The sequence below is a fragment of the Mycolicibacterium neoaurum ATCC 25795 genome (assembly GCF_000691525.1).
GTDB classification, from domain to species: domain Bacteria; phylum Actinomycetota; class Actinomycetes; order Mycobacteriales; family Mycobacteriaceae; genus Mycobacterium; species Mycobacterium neoaurum.
Map to the genome: position 1 here is coordinate 95,821 of NZ_JMDW01000012.1, position 17,781 is coordinate 113,601.

A 17,781-nucleotide genomic window follows, 5' to 3' on the forward strand; every position below is an offset into this window, starting at 1 on the left:
GCACCGGTACGGTGCGGTGTTGTGATGACGAGGTCGCTACCGACGGCCGGCCGTGCGCTGGTACTGGCAGCCGTCCTCGTGCTGGCGGGTTGTGGATCCAGCGATTCCACGGTGTCCAAGACCCCGGACGCACCGGCGCCGGTGTCAGCGCCGGCCAGCGCGACGGTGACAGCCGCCCCGCCGCCACCACCGCCGGAGCCCACCCCGGCCGCCGACCCGTGTGCGGTGAACCTGGCCGCCCCCGAGGTCGTCCGCGCGGTGTCCGAGCTGCCGCGCGACCCGCGCAGCAATCAGCCGTGGAACCCGGAACCGTTGGCGGGCAACTACAACGAGTGCGCCCAGCTGTCGGCGGTGATCGTCAAGGCCAATACCAATGCCCAGAACGCCAACACCCGCGCGGTGATGTTCCACCTCGGCAAGTTCATCCCCACCGGCGTGCCCGACACCTACGGGTTCAACGATATCGACACCACCGCCAGCACCGGGGACACCGTGGCGCTGATGTTCACCGGTGGCGTGCCCGGGGTGAACAGTGTGGTGCGGTTCCGCTGGAACGGCGCCGGTGTCGAACTGATCGGCAATACCGGCTGAGTCGCCTCCGGATCGGTGTCGGAGGCGTCCCCTAGCCTGGACGCGTGTTCACCGACCCCGAGACCGAAGGCCTCGTGGTCTACAGCGCCTCCGACCTCGCGGCGGCCGCCCGGTGTGAATACGCGCTGCTGCGCTCCTTCGACGCCCAGCTCGGTCGCGGGCCGAAGATCTCCGGTGACGATGAACTGCTCGCGCGCACCGCCGATCTGGGCGACGACCACGAACAGCGCCACCTCGAGGCGCTGCGCGAGGATGTCGAGGTCACCGTGATCGGACGCCCGCGCTACACGGTCGCGGGGCTCACCGCGGCCGCCGCCCAGACCATGGACGCCATCGAACGCCGCGCACCGGCGATCTATCAGGCCGCCATGTTCGACGGCCGGTTCGCCGGTTTCGCCGACTTTCTCACGCTGCAAGCCGGCCCCCGCGGCGGGCGCTACCGGCTGCGGGATACCAAGCTCGCCCGCTCGGTGAAGGTCGAGGCGCTGCTGCAGTTGGCGGCCTACGCCGACACCCTGGCCGCCGCCGGTGTCCCGGTCGCCGACGAGATCGACCTGTTGCTCGGCGACGGCGCGGTGGCCACCTACCGTGTCGACGAGCTGTTGCCGGTGTACCGACCGCGCCGCGCCGCACTGGAACGGCTGCTCGACGAGCATCTGGCCGGCGGCCGACCGGTGTCCTGGGCCGACCTGCGCGTACGCGCCTGCTTCCGCTGCCCCGAGTGCAGCGTGCAGGTCAAGGACAGCGACGATCTGCTGTTGGTCGCCGGGATGCGGGTCAGCCAGCGAGCCCGACTGCTGGACGCCGGGATCACCACCGTGCACGAGTTGGCAGCCCATCAGGGCCCGGTTCCCGAACTGTCGGCACGGGCGGTCACCGCGCTGACCGCGCAGGCCCGGTTGCAGATCGCCGAACGCACCGACGGTAAGCCGCCCTATGAGATCGTCGACGCCCAACCGCTGATGGTGTTGCCCGACGCCGACAAGGGTGATCTGTTCTTCGACTTCGAGGGCGACCCGCTGTGGACCCGCAACGGTGTCGACTGGGGCCTGGAATACCTGTGGGGTGTGCTGACCGTCAACGATGAGTTCACCCCGCTGTGGGCGCATGACCGGGCAGCGGAAAAGCAGGCGTTGCAGGACTTCCTCGCCATGGTCCGCAAACGGCGCAAGCGCTATCCGAACATGCACATCTACCACTACGCGGCATATGAGAAGAGCACGCTGCTGCGGCTGGCCGGCCGCTACGGAGTCGGCGAGGACGATATCGACGACCTGTTGCGCAACGGGGTGCTCGTCGATCTGTACCCGTTGGTGCGCAAGAGCATTCGGGTCGGCACCGAGAGTTACAGCATCAAGTACCTGGAACCGCTCTACATGGGCAACGAACTGCGTGATGGTGAGGTCACCACCGCCACCGATTCGATCACCCAGTACGCGAAGTTCTGCGCCCTCAACGCCGACGGGCGCGAGGCCGACGCCGAGATCGTGCTCAAACAGATCGAGGACTACAACCGCTACGACTGCCGCTCGACACGACGGCTGCGGGACTGGTTGGTGGCCCGCGCCATCGAATCCGCGGTGCCCCCACGCGGCCCGCAACCCGTGCGCGACAACGGATCCCAGGCCGGATCCCAGGCCGGCTCCCAGAACGCCGTCACCGTCGCCGACGCGACCGACCGCGCGCTGCTGAAGTTCGCCGGAGACAACACGGCCGAGCGCAACGCCGAGCAGACCGCGGTGGCCATGATCGCCGCCGCCCGCGGTTATCACAAACGCGAGGACAAACCGTTCTGGTGGTCGCATTTCGACCGAGTCAACAACCCGGTCGACGAATGGTCGGACAACAGCGACGTGTTCGTCGCCGAGACGGCCGAGATCATCGCCGACTGGCACACCCCGCCGCGAGCACGCAAGCCGCAGCGACATATTCGGCTCACCGGCGAACTCGCCAACGGCGAGCTGTGCCGGGAGATGTTCGCCCTGTACGACCCGCCGTCGCCGGCCGGATTGTCCGAGGACCCCGACCGTCGCGCCTTCGGCAACGTCGTCGTCACCGAGTGTGACAACCCGGAGGCACCGACGGCCGTCGTCGTGGTCGAGAAGCACAGCGAACCGTTCGACAGGCTGCCGTTCGCTCTCACCCCGCCTGGGCCCATCAACACCAAACCGCTGCAGGAGTCGATCGCGGACACCGCGGCGATGGTGGCCACCGGGCTGCCGACGTTGCCCCCGACCGCCGTCACCGACATCCTGTTACGCCGCCCGCCGCGCACCCGCAGCGGCGGGCCACTCCCCCGCACCGAGGACGTCTGCGCCGATATCACCGCCGCGCTGCTGGATCTCGACTCGTCCTACCTGGCCGTGCACGGCCCACCGGGAACCGGTAAGACCTACACCTCGGCGGCGGTGATCGCCCGGTTGGTCGACGAGCACGGTTGGCGGATCGGTGTGGTGGCCCAGTCCCATGCCGTGGTGGAGAACCTGCTGGGCGGGGTCATCGATGCCGGTGTGAACGCCGAGCGGGTCGGCAAGAAGAAAAGCCCGGACCGCCCGTGGCGCGAGATCGCCGAGAAGGACTACCCGGCGTTCGTCGCCGAGACGCCAGGATGCGTCATCGGCGGCACCGCCTGGGATTTCGCAAATCCATCGCGGATCCCGCGGGGTGCGCTCGACCTGCTGGTCATCGAGGAGGCCGGCCAGTACAGCCTGGCCAACACCATCGCCGTCGCCTCTGCCGCGCGCACCCTGCTGCTGCTCGGCGACCCGCAGCAGCTACCGCAGGTCAGCCAGGGCACCCACCCCGAGCCGGTCGACGGTTCGGCGCTGGGCTGGCTGGTGGACGGCCACGCCACCCTGCCCGAGGAGCGCGGCTACTTCCTGGACCGCTCCTTCCGGATGCACCCGGCGGTGTGCGGGCCGGTGTCGCGACTGTCCTACGACGGGCGGCTACAGGCTCAGGAGGAGGTCAGCGGGGCCCGCAGGCTGGCCGGCGTGCAACCCGGCGTGCATGTGCTGACGGTCGAGCACACCGGCAACTCCACCGACAGCCCGGAGGAAGCCGATGCGATCATCGCCGAGATCACGTCCAGGCTCGGCAGTGAATGGACCGACGAAAAGGGCACCACCGCATTGGATCAGCGGCACGTCCTGGTGGTGACCCCGTATAACGCACAGGTCGTGACACTTCGCCGCAAACTCGACGCCGTCGGGCTCGACGGGGTCGAGGCGGGCACGGTGGACAAGTTCCAGGGCCGCCAGGCGGCGCTGGTGTTCGTGTCGATGACGGCCTCCTCGGCCGATGACGTCCCGCGCGGAGTGTCCTTCCTGCTCAACCGCAACCGCCTCAACGTCGCGATAAGCCGAGCCAAGTACGCCGCGGTGATCGTGCGCTCGGCGACGCTGACCGACTACCTTCCCGCCACCCCCGCCGGTCTGATCGAACTCGGTGCCTTCCTGGCGCTCACCGATCCGGTGTAGCCACCGGCGACGGGTCAGTCCCCGCGGGAGTGCCTGCCCCGCGCGGGGCGCGCCGCCGGCATGTTCGACCAGTCCTCGGCCGGTGCGGACGACGGGTCGTCGACGCGGTGCGCGCTCAGCAGTCCGCCGGACGCCGAATCCCCGGTGTCACCGTGCCTCAGGCTCAGCTGATCGGTCGCCGAGTCATCGCCCGCAACAACGTCATCGGCCGACTCGTCGGCGAACTCCTCGGTGACGGCGGGCACGATATCGGTCGGCATATCGTCACCGTCGTGCGGATCCGAGACCGTCCACTCGATGTATTCGTCGTCGGCGTAGTCGTCGTCGTAATCGTCGTAGTGGTCACCATCGGCCCAGTCCTCACCGAGGGAATGCTGGTCGGCCAGCGGTGTCGCCGCGAGCGGATGGTCGGGCACCACGTCGTCGCGGTCCTCGCCGCGCAGGAAGATCGCCCCCACCACCCCGAACAACGCGATGAAGGCCGGCAACAGCAGCGACTGGGCCAGCGCCGCCGAAAACGGCGCCTCGAGGAAGGACGGCAGATCCGGGGCCGGGCCCTCGCCGGAGACCGGTTGCCCGCCGCCACCCAGCTCGGCTCCGATCCGGCTGGTCATGAAGGCCGCCATCGCGGCGCTGCCGAGCACCGCGCCGACCTGACGGGTGCTGTTGTAAACCCCCGACCCCGCACCGGCCGACTCGGGCGGCAGATTGCGGGTGGCGGTCGCGGCCAACGGTGACCAGACGAACGCCATACCGACACCCATGACCGTCAGCGGTAGCAGCAACCGCCAGATCGCGGTTGCCGGCGTCATCTCGAACGACAACCAGGTCAGCCCGATGGCCAGCAGCGAGAACCCGAAGCCGATGATCGGCGTCGGATGCTTGCGGTCGACCATGCGACCGACGAACGGGGCCAGCGCACCCGACGCGATCGCCATCGGCGCGGTCAGCAGGGCCGATCGGGTGTAGGACAACCCGAGCACCACCGGGGCGTAGAACATCACCGGCAGGATCATCGCGGTGACGGTGAAGCTAATGACGGCGACGCCGACGGTCGAGAGGGTGAAATCGCGGTCGGCGAAGATGCGCAGCGGGATCAGCGGTTCCCGCGGGTTCACCGACTGCCAATAGACGAAGCCCACCAGGAACGCGCAGCCGAGGGCCATGGTCGCCCAGATCCAGGGGGCCCAGTCGTGGGACTGTCCCTCCTGCAGACCGAAGACGATGAAGAACATCGCCAGCCCGGACAGCGCCACCCCGAGCAGATCGAAATCGTGCCGCTCGGTGGGCAACGACGGAACCAGCCACATCGCCAACCCGATACCGATGATGCCGATGGGCACGTTGACGAAGAAGATCCACTGCCAGCCCAGGCCGTCGATGAGCACCCCGCCGGCGATCGGCCCCACCAGGGTCGCCACCCCGGCCGTGGCACCCCACACGCTCATGGCGACGCCGCGGCGCGCGGCCGGGAACAGCCGGGTGATCGTGGACAGCGTCTGCGGGGTCAGCAGCGCCGCACCCAGACCCTGCACGACGCGGGCCGCGATCAGCATCTCGATCGACCCGGCCAACCCGCACCACAGCGATGCGGCGGTGAACACGCCGAGGCCGATCAGGTAGAGGTTCTTGGGCCCGAACCGGTCGCCCAGGCGCCCGGCCACCAGCAACGGGACGGCGTAGGCCAGTAGGTAGGCGCTGGTCACCCAGATGACGCCGTCGTAGTCGGTGCCCAGCGCGTCCATGATCGGCTTGTTCGCGATCGCGACGATCGTGGAGTCGACCAAGATCATGAAGAAGCCGACCAGCATCGCCCACAGGGCGTGCCACGGGTTGGCGGGGCGGGCCTGCCCGGTCATCCGGGAGGCCGAGGGTGATCGGCGATCAGTGGGGTTCTCGAACATCTACTCGTCATCGGGGGTGTGGCGACCGGACCGACGGTACGGTCCGGCCCGTTTCCCGACAAGTCGGGTCGGATCGTCGAGATCCTCGGTCAGACAGTATCGGTCGCGATCGCGGCCGACGACGCCGATCCGTCCTGCCGGGTCGGCGCGCCGACGGTCAACAATCCGACCAGCGCGACACCCGATCCCGCCAACATCACCAGGGCGAGGGCGAATTCGCTGTTGCCGAGCACCCCGACCAAGGGGGCCACGGCCGCACCGATACCGAACTGGGCGGCACCCAGCAACGCCGCCGAGGTACCCGCTGCTTCGGCGTGCCGCGACAGCGCCACCGCCGGCGCGTTGGGCAGCACCAGTCCCATCGCCCCGAGGATCACCATGACCGGTACCAGGAATCCGGTCAGGCCGGCCACGCCGGTGAACGCCAGCGCGATGAACACGACGCCCGCCACCACCGACACACCGAGGGCGGCGACCATGATCTGCTGCGGGGCGAACCGGCGCAGCAGCACGACATTGAACTGGGTGGAGCCGATCAGGACAACCGCGCCGCCGGCGAACACCAACGCGAACATCTGCTGATTCAGCCCGTAGTCACCCTGCAGGACGAAGGGCGCGGCCGAGATGTAGCCGAACAGCCCGGCCATGCTCAATCCCGCGACAGCGACCAGCGTCACGAAGCGCGGGTCGCGCAAGAGACCGGCATAGGTGCGCGCGATCCCACGCACCCGTAAGGGGCGCCGGTGGCCGACGGGCAGGGTCTCGGGCAGGGCCAGCGCCGCCAGCAGCAGGAGTCCGGCGGCAAGCACGACCAGCACCGCGAAAACCCAGTGCCAGGAGGCGTGCAGCAGCACCGCCGCGCCGAGGGACGGCGCGATCACCGGTGCAACCCCGAGCACCAGGATCAGCCGCGACATCACCGTCGCCGCGACATTGTCGACGTAGAGGTCACCGACCACCGCGACCGCCACCACCGAGGCGGCGGCGGCGCCGAAACCCTGCAGCACGCGGCCGGTGCCCAGCACCGCGATATTCGGGGCGAACAGACAGATCAGCGACGCCACGATGTGGATGCCGATACCCGCCATCAGCGGCACCCGTCGGCCCAACGAATCCGACAGCGGGCCGATGACCAGCTGGCCGATGGCCAGCCCCGCCAGTGTCCCGGTGAGGGTGAGCTGCACCATCGAGGAGGACACGGTGAGGTCCTGCGCGATCCGCGGCAGCGCGGGTAGGTACATGTCGATGGTCAGCGGCCCGAGCGCCACCATCAGTCCGAGCACCGCGATCATCCGCAGCCGGTTCGGCGCACCATCCGTTCGGGTCTCGGTTGTCACGGTCGGCGATGGTGTCACGGCTAGGCACAGCAACGCACGTCGGTTTTTTCTTCCCGGCCAGCACGACTCACCCGACGGTGGTCGGTGCTCACCGTCGCGGGCGCGCCGGGCACCAGACCGCCATCCCAGACGTTGAACGCACGTTAACCTGGGTATTCGACAGGCAACCCCGGGAATGACCCGAGGATGCGAAGGGAAGTGCGCCGATGAACGCCCGCTCCAGCAAGAACCTGCCAGCCACCCGCGACGGCGTCGACGAGGATCCCAGCGCCGCCGCCAAGGCGCTGTCCCAGATATTGGAGCGCAGCACCCGTCTGCAGGGGCCCGCCGTCACCGCGTACGTGCAGCGGCTGCGCAACCAGCGTCCCGACGCCACCCCTGCCGAGATCATCACCGCGTGTGAGAAGCACTACCTGGCCGCGGTGATGGCCTCGGGGGCCGCGGTCGGGTCTGCCGCGGCGTTCCCCGGTATCGGCACGCTGGCCGCGCTGTCCGCGGTGGCCGGTGAGACGGTGGTGTTCCTTGAGGCGACCGCGGTGTTCGCGCTGGCGGTCGCCGAAGTACACGGCATTCCCGCCGATCATCGCGAGCGGCGGCGCGCGCTGGTTCTCTCGGTGTTGGTCGGTGAGGACGGTAAGGGGGCGGTCGCCGACCTGGTCGGCGGCGGACGTACTAGCGGCGCCTGGATCTCCGATGGCGCGGCCACCCTGCCGCTGCCGGTGGTGTCCCAGCTGAACAACCGGCTGGTCAAATATTTCGTCAAGAAGTACGCGCTCAAGCGCGGAGCGCTGGCGTTCGGCAAGATGCTCCCCGTCGGCGTGGGTGCCGTCGTCGGCGGGATGGGTAATCGGCTCATGGGCAAGAAGATCGTCGGCAACGCCCGGCAGGCGTTCGGAAAACCGCCCGCGCGCTGGCCATCGACACTGCACGTGCTCCCTGCGGCTAACTCCGAGTGACAAGTCCCACTCTCATGGTGGGGGTGTGTTCCGAGGCGTAGCCTTTAGGGCGGCAAAACGCGGGTAACCGCATTAATCCAGGGGGCGGGTGGCGTAGCACGACGCCTGCCGTGAGCAGATGGAATCGAGGCGAAAAGCTGCTGTGAGCAGTGCACCTTCACCCTTCGGACAAAATGAGTGGCTCGTCGAAGAGATGTATCGCAAGTTCCGCGAGGATCCTTCGTCGGTGGATTCGAGTTGGCACGAGTTCCTCGTGGACTACGCGCCCGAACCGGTCGACGGGAGCAGCGAGTCCGCCAAGAGCGCAGCACCGGCCCAGACCACCACCAAGACCCAGACCAGCAAGACCCAGACCAGCAAGCCCGCTCCGTCCTCGAACGGCTCCGCCCCCACCAAGCCGGCTCCCTCCACCGACAAGCCCGCGGCCAAGTCGGACACCAGGCCTGCCGAGAAGCCCACCCAGAAGCCGGCAGAAAAGCCAGCCGCGAAGCCGGAGGCGAAGGCCGAACCGGCCAAGCCCAAGACGCCGCCTGCCGCGCCGGCCACCGATGACCAGACCGCCGTCCTGCGGGGCGCGGCCGCCGCCGTCGTCAAGAACATGAACTTCTCGCTGGAGGTGCCCACCGCCACCAGCGTGCGGGCCATTCCGGCCAAGGCGATGATCGACAACCGCGTGGTCATCAACAACCACCTCAAGCGCACCCGCGGCGGCAAGATCAGCTTCACCCACCTTCTCGGCTACGCCATCGTGCAGGCGGTCAAGAAGTTCCCCAACATGAACCGGCACTTCGCCGAGGTCGACGGAAAGCCCAATGTGGTCACCCCGGCACATACCAATCTCGGTCTGGCCATCGACCTCGCGGGCAAGGACGGGAACCGCTCGCTGGTGGTCGCCGCCATCAAGAAGTGCGAGACGATGGGCTTCGGGCAGTTCATCGCCGCCTACGAGGACATCGTCCGGCGTGCGCGCGACGGCAAGCTGACCGCCGAGGACTTCGCCGGTGTCACCATCTCGCTGACCAACCCGGGCACCATCGGCACGGTGCACTCGGTGCCGCGACTGATGCGCGGTCAGGGTGCCATCATCGGCGCCGGCGCCATGGAATACCCCGCCGAGTTCCAGGGTGCCTCCGAGGAGCGCATCGCCGAACTCGGTGTCGGCAAGCTGATCACGCTCACGTCGACCTATGACCACCGCATCATCCAGGGTGCGGAGTCCGGCGATTTCCTGCGCACCATCCACACCCTGCTGCTCGACGACGAGTTCTACGACGAGATCTTCCGCGAACTGGGTATCCCCTATGAGCCGGTCCGGTGGCGCACCGACAACCCGGACTCGATCTTCGACAAGAACGCCCGGATCATCGAGTTGATCGCGGCCTACCGCAACCGCGGACACCTGATGGCCGATATCGACCCGCTGCGGCTGGACAAGAGCCGGTTCCGCAGCCACCCCGATCTCGACGTACTGACCCACGGACTGACGCTGTGGGATCTGGACCGCGAGTTCAAGGTCGACGGGTTCGCCGGGGCCGAGTACAAGAAGCTGCGCGATGTGCTCTCGGTGCTGCGTGATGCCTACTGCCGCCACGTCGGTGTCGAGTACACCCACATCCTGGAACCCGAGCAGCAGCGCTGGATCCAGGAGCGCGTGGAGACCAAGCACGACAAGCCGACGGTCGCCGAGCAGAAGTACATCCTGAGCAAGCTCAACGCCGCAGAGGCCTTCGAGACCTTCCTGCAGACCAAATACGTCGGGCAGAAGCGTTTCTCGCTGGAGGGCGCGGAAACCGTCATCCCGATGATGGATGCCGCCATCGACCAGGCCGCCGAGCATGGTCTCGACGAGGTCGTCATCGGTATGCCGCACCGCGGCAGGCTCAACGTGCTGGCCAATATCGTCGGCAAGCCCTACAGCCAGATCTTCAGCGAGTTCGAGGGCAACCTGAACCCGAGCCAAGCCCACGGTTCCGGTGACGTGAAGTACCACCTCGGGGCCACCGGCACCTACCTGCAGATGTTCGGCGACAACGATATTGCCGTCTCGCTGGTCGCCAACCCCAGCCACCTGGAGGCCGTCGACCCGGTCCTGGAGGGGCTGGTCCGGGCCAAGCAGGACATGATCGACTTCGCAAACGACAACGAGCATCCGGCGTTCTCGGTGGTGCCGATGATGCTGCACGGTGATGCCGCCTTCGCCGGCCAGGGTGTGGTCGCCGAGACGCTGAACCTGGCGCTGCTGCGCGGGTATCGCACCGGCGGCACCATCCACATCATCGTCAACAACCAGATCGGCTTCACCACCTCGCCGCACGACTCGCGCTCCAGCGAGTACTGCACCGACGTGGCCAAGATGGTCGGCGCGCCGATCTTCCACGTCAACGGTGATGATCCCGAGGCGTGTGTGTGGGTGGCCAAGCTGGCCATGGACTTCCGCCAGAAGTTCAACAAGGACGTCGTCATCGACATGTTGTGTTACCGCCGCCGCGGCCACAACGAGGGTGACGACCCGTCGATGACCCAGCCCGGTATGTACGACGTCATCGACACCAAGCGCGGTGTCCGCAAGTCCTACACCGAAGCCCTCATCGGCCGTGGTGACATCTCGATGAAGGAGGCCGAGGACGCGCTGCGCGACTACCAGGGCCAACTGGAGCGGGTGTTCAACGAGGTCCGCGAGCTGGAGAAGCACGAGATCGAGCCGAGCGAATCGGTGGAGGCCGACCAGCAGACACCCAAGGGCCTCAACACCGCGGTCGACAAGTCCGTGCTGGCCCGCATCGGCGACGCCCACCTGGCCGTACCGGAGGGCTTCAACGTGCACCCGCGCGTGCAGCCCGTGCTCGACAAGCGTCGCGAGATGGCCTACGAGGGCAAGGTCGACTGGGCGTTCGGCGAACTGCTGGCCATCGGATCGCTTGTCTCCGAAGGCAAGACGGTCCGGCTGACCGGCCAGGACGTGCGCCGCGGTACCTTCACCCAGCGGCACGCGGTGATCATCGACCGCAAGACCGGTGCGGAGTTCACCCCGATCGATCTGCTGACCACCGACGCCGACGGCAACCCCAACGGCGGCCGGCTCGAGGTGTACGACTCCGCGCTGTCGGAATTCGCGGCCGTCGGCTTCGAATACGGCTACTCGGTGGGCAACCCCGAGGCGATCGTGTTGTGGGAGGCCCAGTTCGGCGACTTCGTCAACGGCGCCCAGTCCATCATCGACGAGTTCATCTCCTCCGGTGAGGCCAAGTGGGGTCAGCTCTCCGACGTCGTGCTGCTGCTGCCGCACGGCCACGAGGGCCAGGGCCCCGACCACACCTCGGGGCGGATCGAGCGTTTCCTGCAGGTGTGCGCCGAGGGGTCGATGACCGTCGCGGTGCCGTCCACGCCGGCCAACTATTTCCACCTGTTGCGTCGCCACGCGCTCGACGGCATCCATCGACCGCTGATCGTGTTCACCCCGAAGTCGATGCTGCGCAACAAGGCCGCGGTCTCCGAAGTCCGCGATTTCACCGAGATCAAGTTCCGCTCGGTGCTCGAGGAGCCGACCTACGAGGACGGCGACGGCGACCGGTCGAAGGTCAAGCGGGTGTTGCTGACCAGCGGCAAGATCTACTACGAGCTGGTCGCGCGCAAGGCCAAGGAGAAGCGCGACGATGTCGCCATCGTGCGTATCGAGCAGCTCTACCCGCTGCCCCGGCGCCGGCTCAACGCGACGCTGGACGAGTACCCGAATGTCGAGCAGTACTTCTGGGTACAGGAGGAGCCGGCCAACCAGGGCGCGTGGCCGACCTTCGGGCTGTCCCTACCGGAGTTGTTGCCGGAGAAGCTGACCGGCATCAAGCGGATCTCGCGGCGTGCGATGAGCGCGCCGTCGTCCGGGTCATCGAAGGTCCATGCCGTCGAGCAGCAGGAGATCATCGACGAGGCGTTCGCGCCCTGACCCGTTCCCGCCGAGCGTGCGTGTCTGCGCCCCGACACTTCGGTGTCGGGGCGCAGTTCGTGCACGGTCGCGGTGTCAGAAGCCCAGCAGTCCCAGCGGAAGGGGCGACTCACCGTTGGCGATCGAGGTGACCGCGCCGGGGCAGAACGCCGAGATGGCGAACCCGGTGAACATGGTGGCCGGCCCGATCGGGCGGCCGATGGTCTCGGAGACCCGGCCCGCGACATCGGCCAGGTTCTGGCCACCGTCGGCCAACATCGGGCAGACCGACTGTCCGGCGGCCACGGCATCGGCCGGGTTGAGGGTGCTCAGGCCCGTGCCATCGAGGGTGTTGAGGAAGTCCCCGGCCGGGTCGGCCTGAGCGGGGGCTGCGGCCAGCACACCGATGGACAGGGCGGCACCGGCGGCGGCCGCCAATCGCAAACGCATCATGGTGGGGAATCGCTTCCGGGCGCCGGATCATTACAGCCGGATCGCACAAAATGCACCGCGGGCACCGCAATCGGGTGCGCTTTGCCCCTGGTCAACGGGTAACGGTCATCACATCATGATCGGATGCACGTCGTGAACGTCGACGGCCGCACCGTCCGCGCCCTGACCGCCGGCGATCGAGCCGACACCCCGCTGTTGCTGCTGCACGGTATCGGCCGCAGCCTGGAGGACTGGACCGAGCAGGTCGAGCGCCTGTCCGGCCGCTTCTATGTGATCGCGGTCGACCTGCCCGGATTCGGCCGGTCCGCGCGCCGCGACGGCCCCGCCGACCTGGCCACCGTCGCCGACGGCGTCGCCGGCGCCCTGGCCGCACTCGACGAGAACCGACCATGCCATGTCATCGGCAACTCGCTCGGCGGTGCGGTGGCCATGCAGCTGTTGGCGTCGCACCCGGACCGCGTTGCCAGCCTCACCTTGGTCAACAGCGCCGGTTTCGGCGCCGAGGTCACCCCGCTGCTACGGATGCTCTCGCTTCCCGGCATCGGACGCCATCTCGCCACCCGCAGCACCCCGGCCGGAGCCCGGCTGATGGAACGGCGGCTGTTCGCCGACCCGTCGCTGGCCACCCGCGAACGCATCGACCATGCGCTGAGCATCGCCGCCCAGCCCGGCACCGGCGAGTTCCTCCTCGAGATGGCCAACCACCTCGGCACCATGCGCGGTGTCCGGCCGCAGTGGCGAACAGAATTGCTGGCAGCGGTCGCCGCGCACCCCCGGCCCACCCTGCTGATCTGGGGCGACCGCGACCGCATCCTTCCCGCGGCGCATCTGGGCGCGGCCCAGCGCCAGTTCCCGGACGCACAGGTCCACCTGTTCACCGCGACCGGGCACATGCCGCAGATCGAGCGCGCCGACGAGTTCGCCGACCTCATCACCGCTTTCGTGGAGAACGGACCGACCCTGTCGACCTCGGTACCGCCGGTAACGGCTAAGGTCGGACACAATCGCGTAGACAGTCGATCGCAGAGGAGTGCGTGCATGGAGGGCTTCGCCGGAAAAGTTGCCGTCGTCACGGGAGCCGGATCGGGTATCGGGCAGGCGTTGGCCGTCGAGCTGGGTCGCTCGGGGGCCAAGCTGGCGATCAGCGATGTCGACACCGAGGGCCTGGCCGTCACCGAGGAGCGACTCAAGGCCATCGGCGCGCCGGTGAAGGCCGACCGCCTCGACGTCACCGAGCGTGAGGCCTTCGAGCTCTACGCCGATGCTGTCAAGGAACACTTCGGCAAGGTCAACCAGATCTACAACAACGCGGGCATCGCCTATCAGGGTGATATCGAAGTCAGCTCCTTCAAGGACATCGAACGCGTCATGGACGTCGACTTCTGGGGTGTCGTCAACGGCACCAAGGCGTTCCTACCCCACCTGATCGCCTCCGGCGACGGGCACGTCGTGAACGTCTCCAGCGTCTTCGGCCTGTTCGCGGTACCGGGTCAGGCGGCCTACAACTCGGCCAAGTTCGCGGTGCGCGGTTTCACCGAGGCGCTGCGCCAGGAGATGGCGATCAACAAGCACCCGGTCCGGGTGACCTGCGTGCACCCCGGCGGCATCAAGACCGCGATCGCGCGCAACGCCACCGCGGCCGAGGGGATCGACGTCGCCGAGATGGCCAAGGCATTCGACACCAAGCTCGCCCGCACCAGCCCCGAGAAGGCCGCCAAGATCATCTTGGAAGCGGTTCGTAAGGACCGGGCCCGGGTTCTCGTCGGCGCCGACGCCAAGATCCTGGACGTGCTGATCAGGATCACCGGCTCCGGCGGGTATCAGAAGCTGTTCTCGTCAGTCGCCAAAGGCCTGATCCCCAAGTAGGTTCTAGTGGCCCAGCGGGTGGGTGCCCAGCCAGGCACCCGCCACCGCGCCCGGCTCTCCACCGGCGGCGACCTCGGCCCGCATCTGGGCCAGCGCATCGGTATCGAGCACACCGGCCAGTTCGTTGACCGACCGCTGCTGGGTCTGGGTCAGTCCGTTACGCCGGAACACCGGGACGATGTTCTCGGCCCGGATCAGCGCGGTGCGATCGGACAGCACGCTCAGGTCCGCCGGCTGATCGGGTGCGGCGGCCGTCGTCCAGGCCAGGTTGATCCGGCCGCCGCGCAGGGCGGCCTGCAATGCCGCGGCATCGGCGAACTCGCGCGGTGCGGGCAGCGTGCAGGCACCCAGCGCGGCGGGCACATCCGTGCCGCGTACCGCGCCGGGTTTCAGTTCCGCGCACCGCCCGACGAGGGCCAGCACATCGGTGGCGCCCCAGTCCGCGGCGGTCCGCCCGGTCACGGCCACGGTCGGCTTGTCCGAAGCACTTTCGGTGTAATCGCCGGCGCCGAGTCCCTCCGGTAGCGATCCGACCATCGCGCGATACACCTGTGCCGCCGAGCGGGCCGGCGCATCGGGGGCGAACCGGCGCAGCGCCTGGCCGGTGAAGGCAGGAACCACGTCGACATCCCCGGAGTCCAACGCGCCCAACGGATCCGGGACAGCCTTGACATGCGCCGTGCTGCCGTAATAGCCGAGCGCGGCGACGTAGAGATGGGCGAGCAACGCCGATTCGGCATCGGCGCCGGCACCCACCGCCACCGAGGGTGGCGGCGGCGCCTGTCCACCGCAGCCGGCAACCAGCAGCGCGATCAGCGCAACTGCCAGATACCGGATCGCCGAACCGATCTCAGACCCCGGAAGCTGCGGCCACGGCCTCGGCGACCGCCGGACCGACCCGCGGATCCAGCGCGCTCGGCACGATGTGGTCGACCGCGAGATCGTCCCCCACGACGGAGAAGATCGCATGTGCGGCCGCCACTTTCATCTCCTCGGTGATACGGCGGGCACCCGCGTCCAGGGCACCGCGGAACACACCGGGGAAGGCCAGCACATTGTTGATCTGATTCGGGAAGTCGCTGCGGCCGGTCGCGACCACTGCGGCGTACTTGCGGGCCGCGTCGGGGTGGATCTCGGGGTCGGGATTGGACAGTGCGAACACGATGCAGCCCGGCGCCATCGTGGCGATGAACTCCTCGGGGACCAGCCCGGCCGACACACCGAGGAACACGTCGGCACCGTCGAGCGCCTCGGCGACCCCGCCGGTCAGCCCGCGCGGGTTGGTGCGCTGCGCCAGCTCGGCCTTGAACGAGTTCAGGTCGGGGCGGCCGCTTTCGACGATGCCCTTGCTGTCCAGCACGACGATGTCGCTGATCCCGCTGTTGAGCAGGATGTTGGTGCAGGCCACACCGGCGGCGCCGGCCCCGGACACCACGACCTTGAGGTCGGTGATCTCCCGATCGAGGACCTTGACCGCACCGAGCAGGGCGGCCAGCACCACGATCGCGGTGCCATGCTGATCGTCGTGCATGACCGGGCAGTCCAATGCCTCGATGACGCGGCGCTCGATCTCGAAGCAGCGCGGCGCCGAGATGTCCTCGAGGTTCACCGCTCCGAACGTCGGGCGCAGTCGGATCAGTGTCTCGACGATCTCGTCGGGGTCCTTGGTGTCCAGCACGATCGGGATCGAGTCCAGGCCACCGAAGGTCTTGAACAGCGCGCTCTTGCCCTCCATCACCGGCAGCGAGGCGGCCGGGCCGATGTCACCCAGGCCCAGCACGGCGCTGCCGTCGCTGACGACGGCAACCAGCCGGTTGGCCCAGGTGTACTTCTTGGCCAGCGTCGCATCGGCGGCGATCGCGCGGCTGACCTGGGCTACGCCCGGGGTGTAGGCGATCGACAGTGCACGCTGGGTATCCAGCGGCGCTTTCAGATCGATCGAGAGCTTTCCACCCTCGTGGGCGGCAAAGATCTCGGCGTCGTCGACGACAACCTGTGGGGTTCGCACCAGTTCGGACATGCGCTCGACGCTACTTCATCCATTCAACTCACCGGCACCCCAACCCCGCTGGTGAGAGGTTGGAAATGCGACTGACGAGTAACATTCTGCCCGGGTTGTCCCGTGATGCTGGGAGGTAGCGATGCCGACGTTCCGCACGCCGTCACCGTCCAAGCTGCGCCCTTCGGCGCGGCGTGCCACCACCGAGCCGGATGCCCGCAGCATCCACGTGCCCGTCTCGCAGGCGATGGTCGATTGCGGCGTATACAGCGACGGTGCGCGCCTGCCCGGCAAGTACACCCACGCCGCGGCCCTGAACAAGGTCCACGAGATCGAGGCCACCGGGACCCCGGCGTTTGTCTGGATCGGTCTGCACGAACCCGACGAGCACCAGATGCAGGCGGTGGCAGACGTGTTCGGGCTGCACGAACTGGCGGTCGAGGATGCCGTGCACGCCCATCAACGCCCCAAACTGGAGCGCTACGACGACACCCTGTTCCTCGTGCTCAAGACGGTGAACTACGTCGAACACGAGTCGGTGGCCAATGCTCCCGAGATCGTGGAGACCGGCGAGATCATGATCTTCGTCGGCACCGACTTCGTCGTGACGGTCCGGCACGGCGACCACAGCGGGCTGGCCGGGGTGCGCCGCACGATGGACAACTCACCGGCGAGCTGCGCGCTGGGACCGTATGCGGTGATGCACGCGATCGCCGACCATGTCGTCGACGGCTATCTCGACGTGACCGATCGGGTGGAGACCGATATCGACGCGATGGAGGAGAACGTCTTCTCCCCCAGCTCGCCCACCGATATCGAGAACATCTACATGCTCAAGCGGGAGATCGTCGAGCTGCGTCGCGCGGTCAGTCCGCTGACGACCGCGCTGCAGCGGCTGGGCTCCGACCACAACGACCTGATCTCCAAGGAGGTCCGCCGCTATATGCGCGATGTCCTGGACCACAACACCAGTGCCTCGGACCGCATCGCCAGCTACGACGAGGTTCTCAGCTCCCTGGTGCAGGCCGCCGTCGGCAAGGTGGGAATGCAGCAGAGCACCGATATGCGCAAGATCTCGGCATGGGTGGCCATCGCCGCGGTGCCCACCGCGATGGCCGGTATCTACGGGATGAACTTCGAGAACATGCCGGAGCTGAAGGCCACCTACGGCTACCCGGCCGTGCTGCTGGCGATGCTGACCATCTGCACGCTGCTGTATCGGCAGTTCCGGCGCAACCACTGGCTCTAGTTTTCCTGCGATTTGTGGAGTCTGAGCC

11 protein-coding genes and 1 pseudogene are annotated in these 17,781 nt (G+C 67.9%); 7 read left to right on the forward strand and 5 right to left on the reverse strand.

Annotation, left to right across the window (positions count from 1 at the left end; translation table 11 throughout):
- The first annotated feature begins 24 nt into the window (after nucleotides 1-24).
- Both IC40_RS0118095 and IC40_RS0118100 read left to right on the forward strand, forming a co-directional pair.
- Nucleotides 25-591, forward strand: a complete 567-nt coding sequence (locus IC40_RS0118095) for an LppP/LprE family lipoprotein (protein WP_030136105.1) — start codon at nucleotides 25-27, stop codon at nucleotides 589-591.
- A gap of 44 nt (nucleotides 592-635) precedes the next feature.
- Nucleotides 636-4,070 (forward strand): TM0106 family RecB-like putative nuclease, encoded by a 3,435-nt coding sequence (locus tag IC40_RS0118100; RefSeq protein WP_030136106.1) that lies wholly within the window; start codon nucleotides 636-638, stop codon nucleotides 4,068-4,070.
- Nucleotides 4,071-4,084: 14 nt separating this feature from the next.
- On the opposite strand, the gene IC40_RS0118105 is transcribed toward IC40_RS0118100, so the two are convergent.
- Both IC40_RS0118105 and IC40_RS0118110 read right to left on the reverse strand, forming a co-directional pair.
- A complete protein-coding gene (locus IC40_RS0118105) occupies nucleotides 4,085-5,929 on the reverse strand; it encodes an MFS transporter (protein WP_030136107.1) in 1,845 nt (614 codons plus the stop codon).
- A 134-nt stretch (nucleotides 5,930-6,063) separates the two neighbouring features.
- Nucleotides 6,064-7,266: a multidrug effflux MFS transporter gene (locus IC40_RS0118110; RefSeq protein WP_234411658.1), complete on the reverse strand. Its 1,203-nt coding sequence runs from the start codon at nucleotides 7,264-7,266 to the stop codon at nucleotides 6,064-6,066.
- Nucleotides 7,267-7,517: 251 nt separating this feature from the next.
- Here IC40_RS0118110 and IC40_RS0118115 point away from each other — a divergent pair, with 251 nt between their 5' ends.
- Complete coding sequence (locus IC40_RS0118115) at nucleotides 7,518-8,267, forward strand: hypothetical protein (RefSeq protein WP_030136109.1); 750 nt, start codon at nucleotides 7,518-7,520, stop codon at nucleotides 8,265-8,267.
- Between the two features lie 142 nt (nucleotides 8,268-8,409).
- On the forward strand, nucleotides 8,410-12,207 hold the full coding sequence (locus IC40_RS0118120; protein WP_030136110.1) for a multifunctional oxoglutarate decarboxylase/oxoglutarate dehydrogenase thiamine pyrophosphate-binding subunit/dihydrolipoyllysine-residue succinyltransferase subunit: 3,798 nt from the start codon (nucleotides 8,410-8,412) through the stop codon (nucleotides 12,205-12,207).
- Between the two features lie 75 nt (nucleotides 12,208-12,282).
- On the opposite strand, the gene IC40_RS0118125 is transcribed toward IC40_RS0118120, so the two are convergent.
- Nucleotides 12,283-12,639 carry a DUF732 domain-containing protein gene (locus tag IC40_RS0118125; RefSeq protein WP_030136111.1) on the reverse strand — a complete coding sequence of 119 codons (357 nt, stop codon included), beginning with the start codon at nucleotides 12,637-12,639 and terminating at the stop codon, nucleotides 12,283-12,285.
- A gap of 123 nt (nucleotides 12,640-12,762) precedes the next feature.
- On the opposite strand from IC40_RS0118125, the pseudogene IC40_RS28300 reads away from it, so the two are divergent.
- Both IC40_RS28300 and IC40_RS28305 read left to right on the forward strand, forming a co-directional pair.
- Nucleotides 12,763-13,554 (forward strand): annotated as a pseudogene (locus tag IC40_RS28300) (alpha/beta fold hydrolase); the annotation flags it as partial.
- Nucleotides 13,555-13,677: 123 nt separating this feature from the next.
- Nucleotides 13,678-14,505 carry an SDR family NAD(P)-dependent oxidoreductase gene (locus tag IC40_RS28305; protein ID WP_030136112.1) on the forward strand — a complete coding sequence of 276 codons (828 nt, stop codon included), beginning with the start codon at nucleotides 13,678-13,680 and terminating at the stop codon, nucleotides 14,503-14,505.
- Between the two features lie 3 nt (nucleotides 14,506-14,508).
- Here IC40_RS28305 and IC40_RS0118135 read toward each other — a convergent pair whose 3' ends face one another.
- Nucleotides 14,509-15,342 carry a glycine betaine ABC transporter substrate-binding protein gene (locus IC40_RS0118135; protein ID WP_030136113.1) on the reverse strand — a complete coding sequence of 278 codons (834 nt, stop codon included), beginning with the start codon at nucleotides 15,340-15,342 and terminating at the stop codon, nucleotides 14,509-14,511.
- Nucleotides 15,343-15,355: 13 nt separating this feature from the next.
- Nucleotides 15,356-16,525 carry an NAD(P)-dependent malic enzyme gene (locus IC40_RS0118140; RefSeq protein ID WP_030136114.1) on the reverse strand — a complete coding sequence of 390 codons (1,170 nt, stop codon included), beginning with the start codon at nucleotides 16,523-16,525 and terminating at the stop codon, nucleotides 15,356-15,358.
- 121 nt (nucleotides 16,526-16,646) lie between these two features.
- Here IC40_RS0118140 and corA point away from each other — a divergent pair, with 121 nt between their 5' ends.
- The gene (gene corA / locus IC40_RS0118145; RefSeq protein ID WP_030136115.1) at nucleotides 16,647-17,753 is read left to right on the forward strand and encodes a magnesium/cobalt transporter CorA; all 1,107 of its coding nucleotides are present in this window, start codon (nucleotides 16,647-16,649) and stop codon (nucleotides 17,751-17,753) included.
- Nucleotides 17,754-17,781 lie beyond the last annotated feature (28 nt).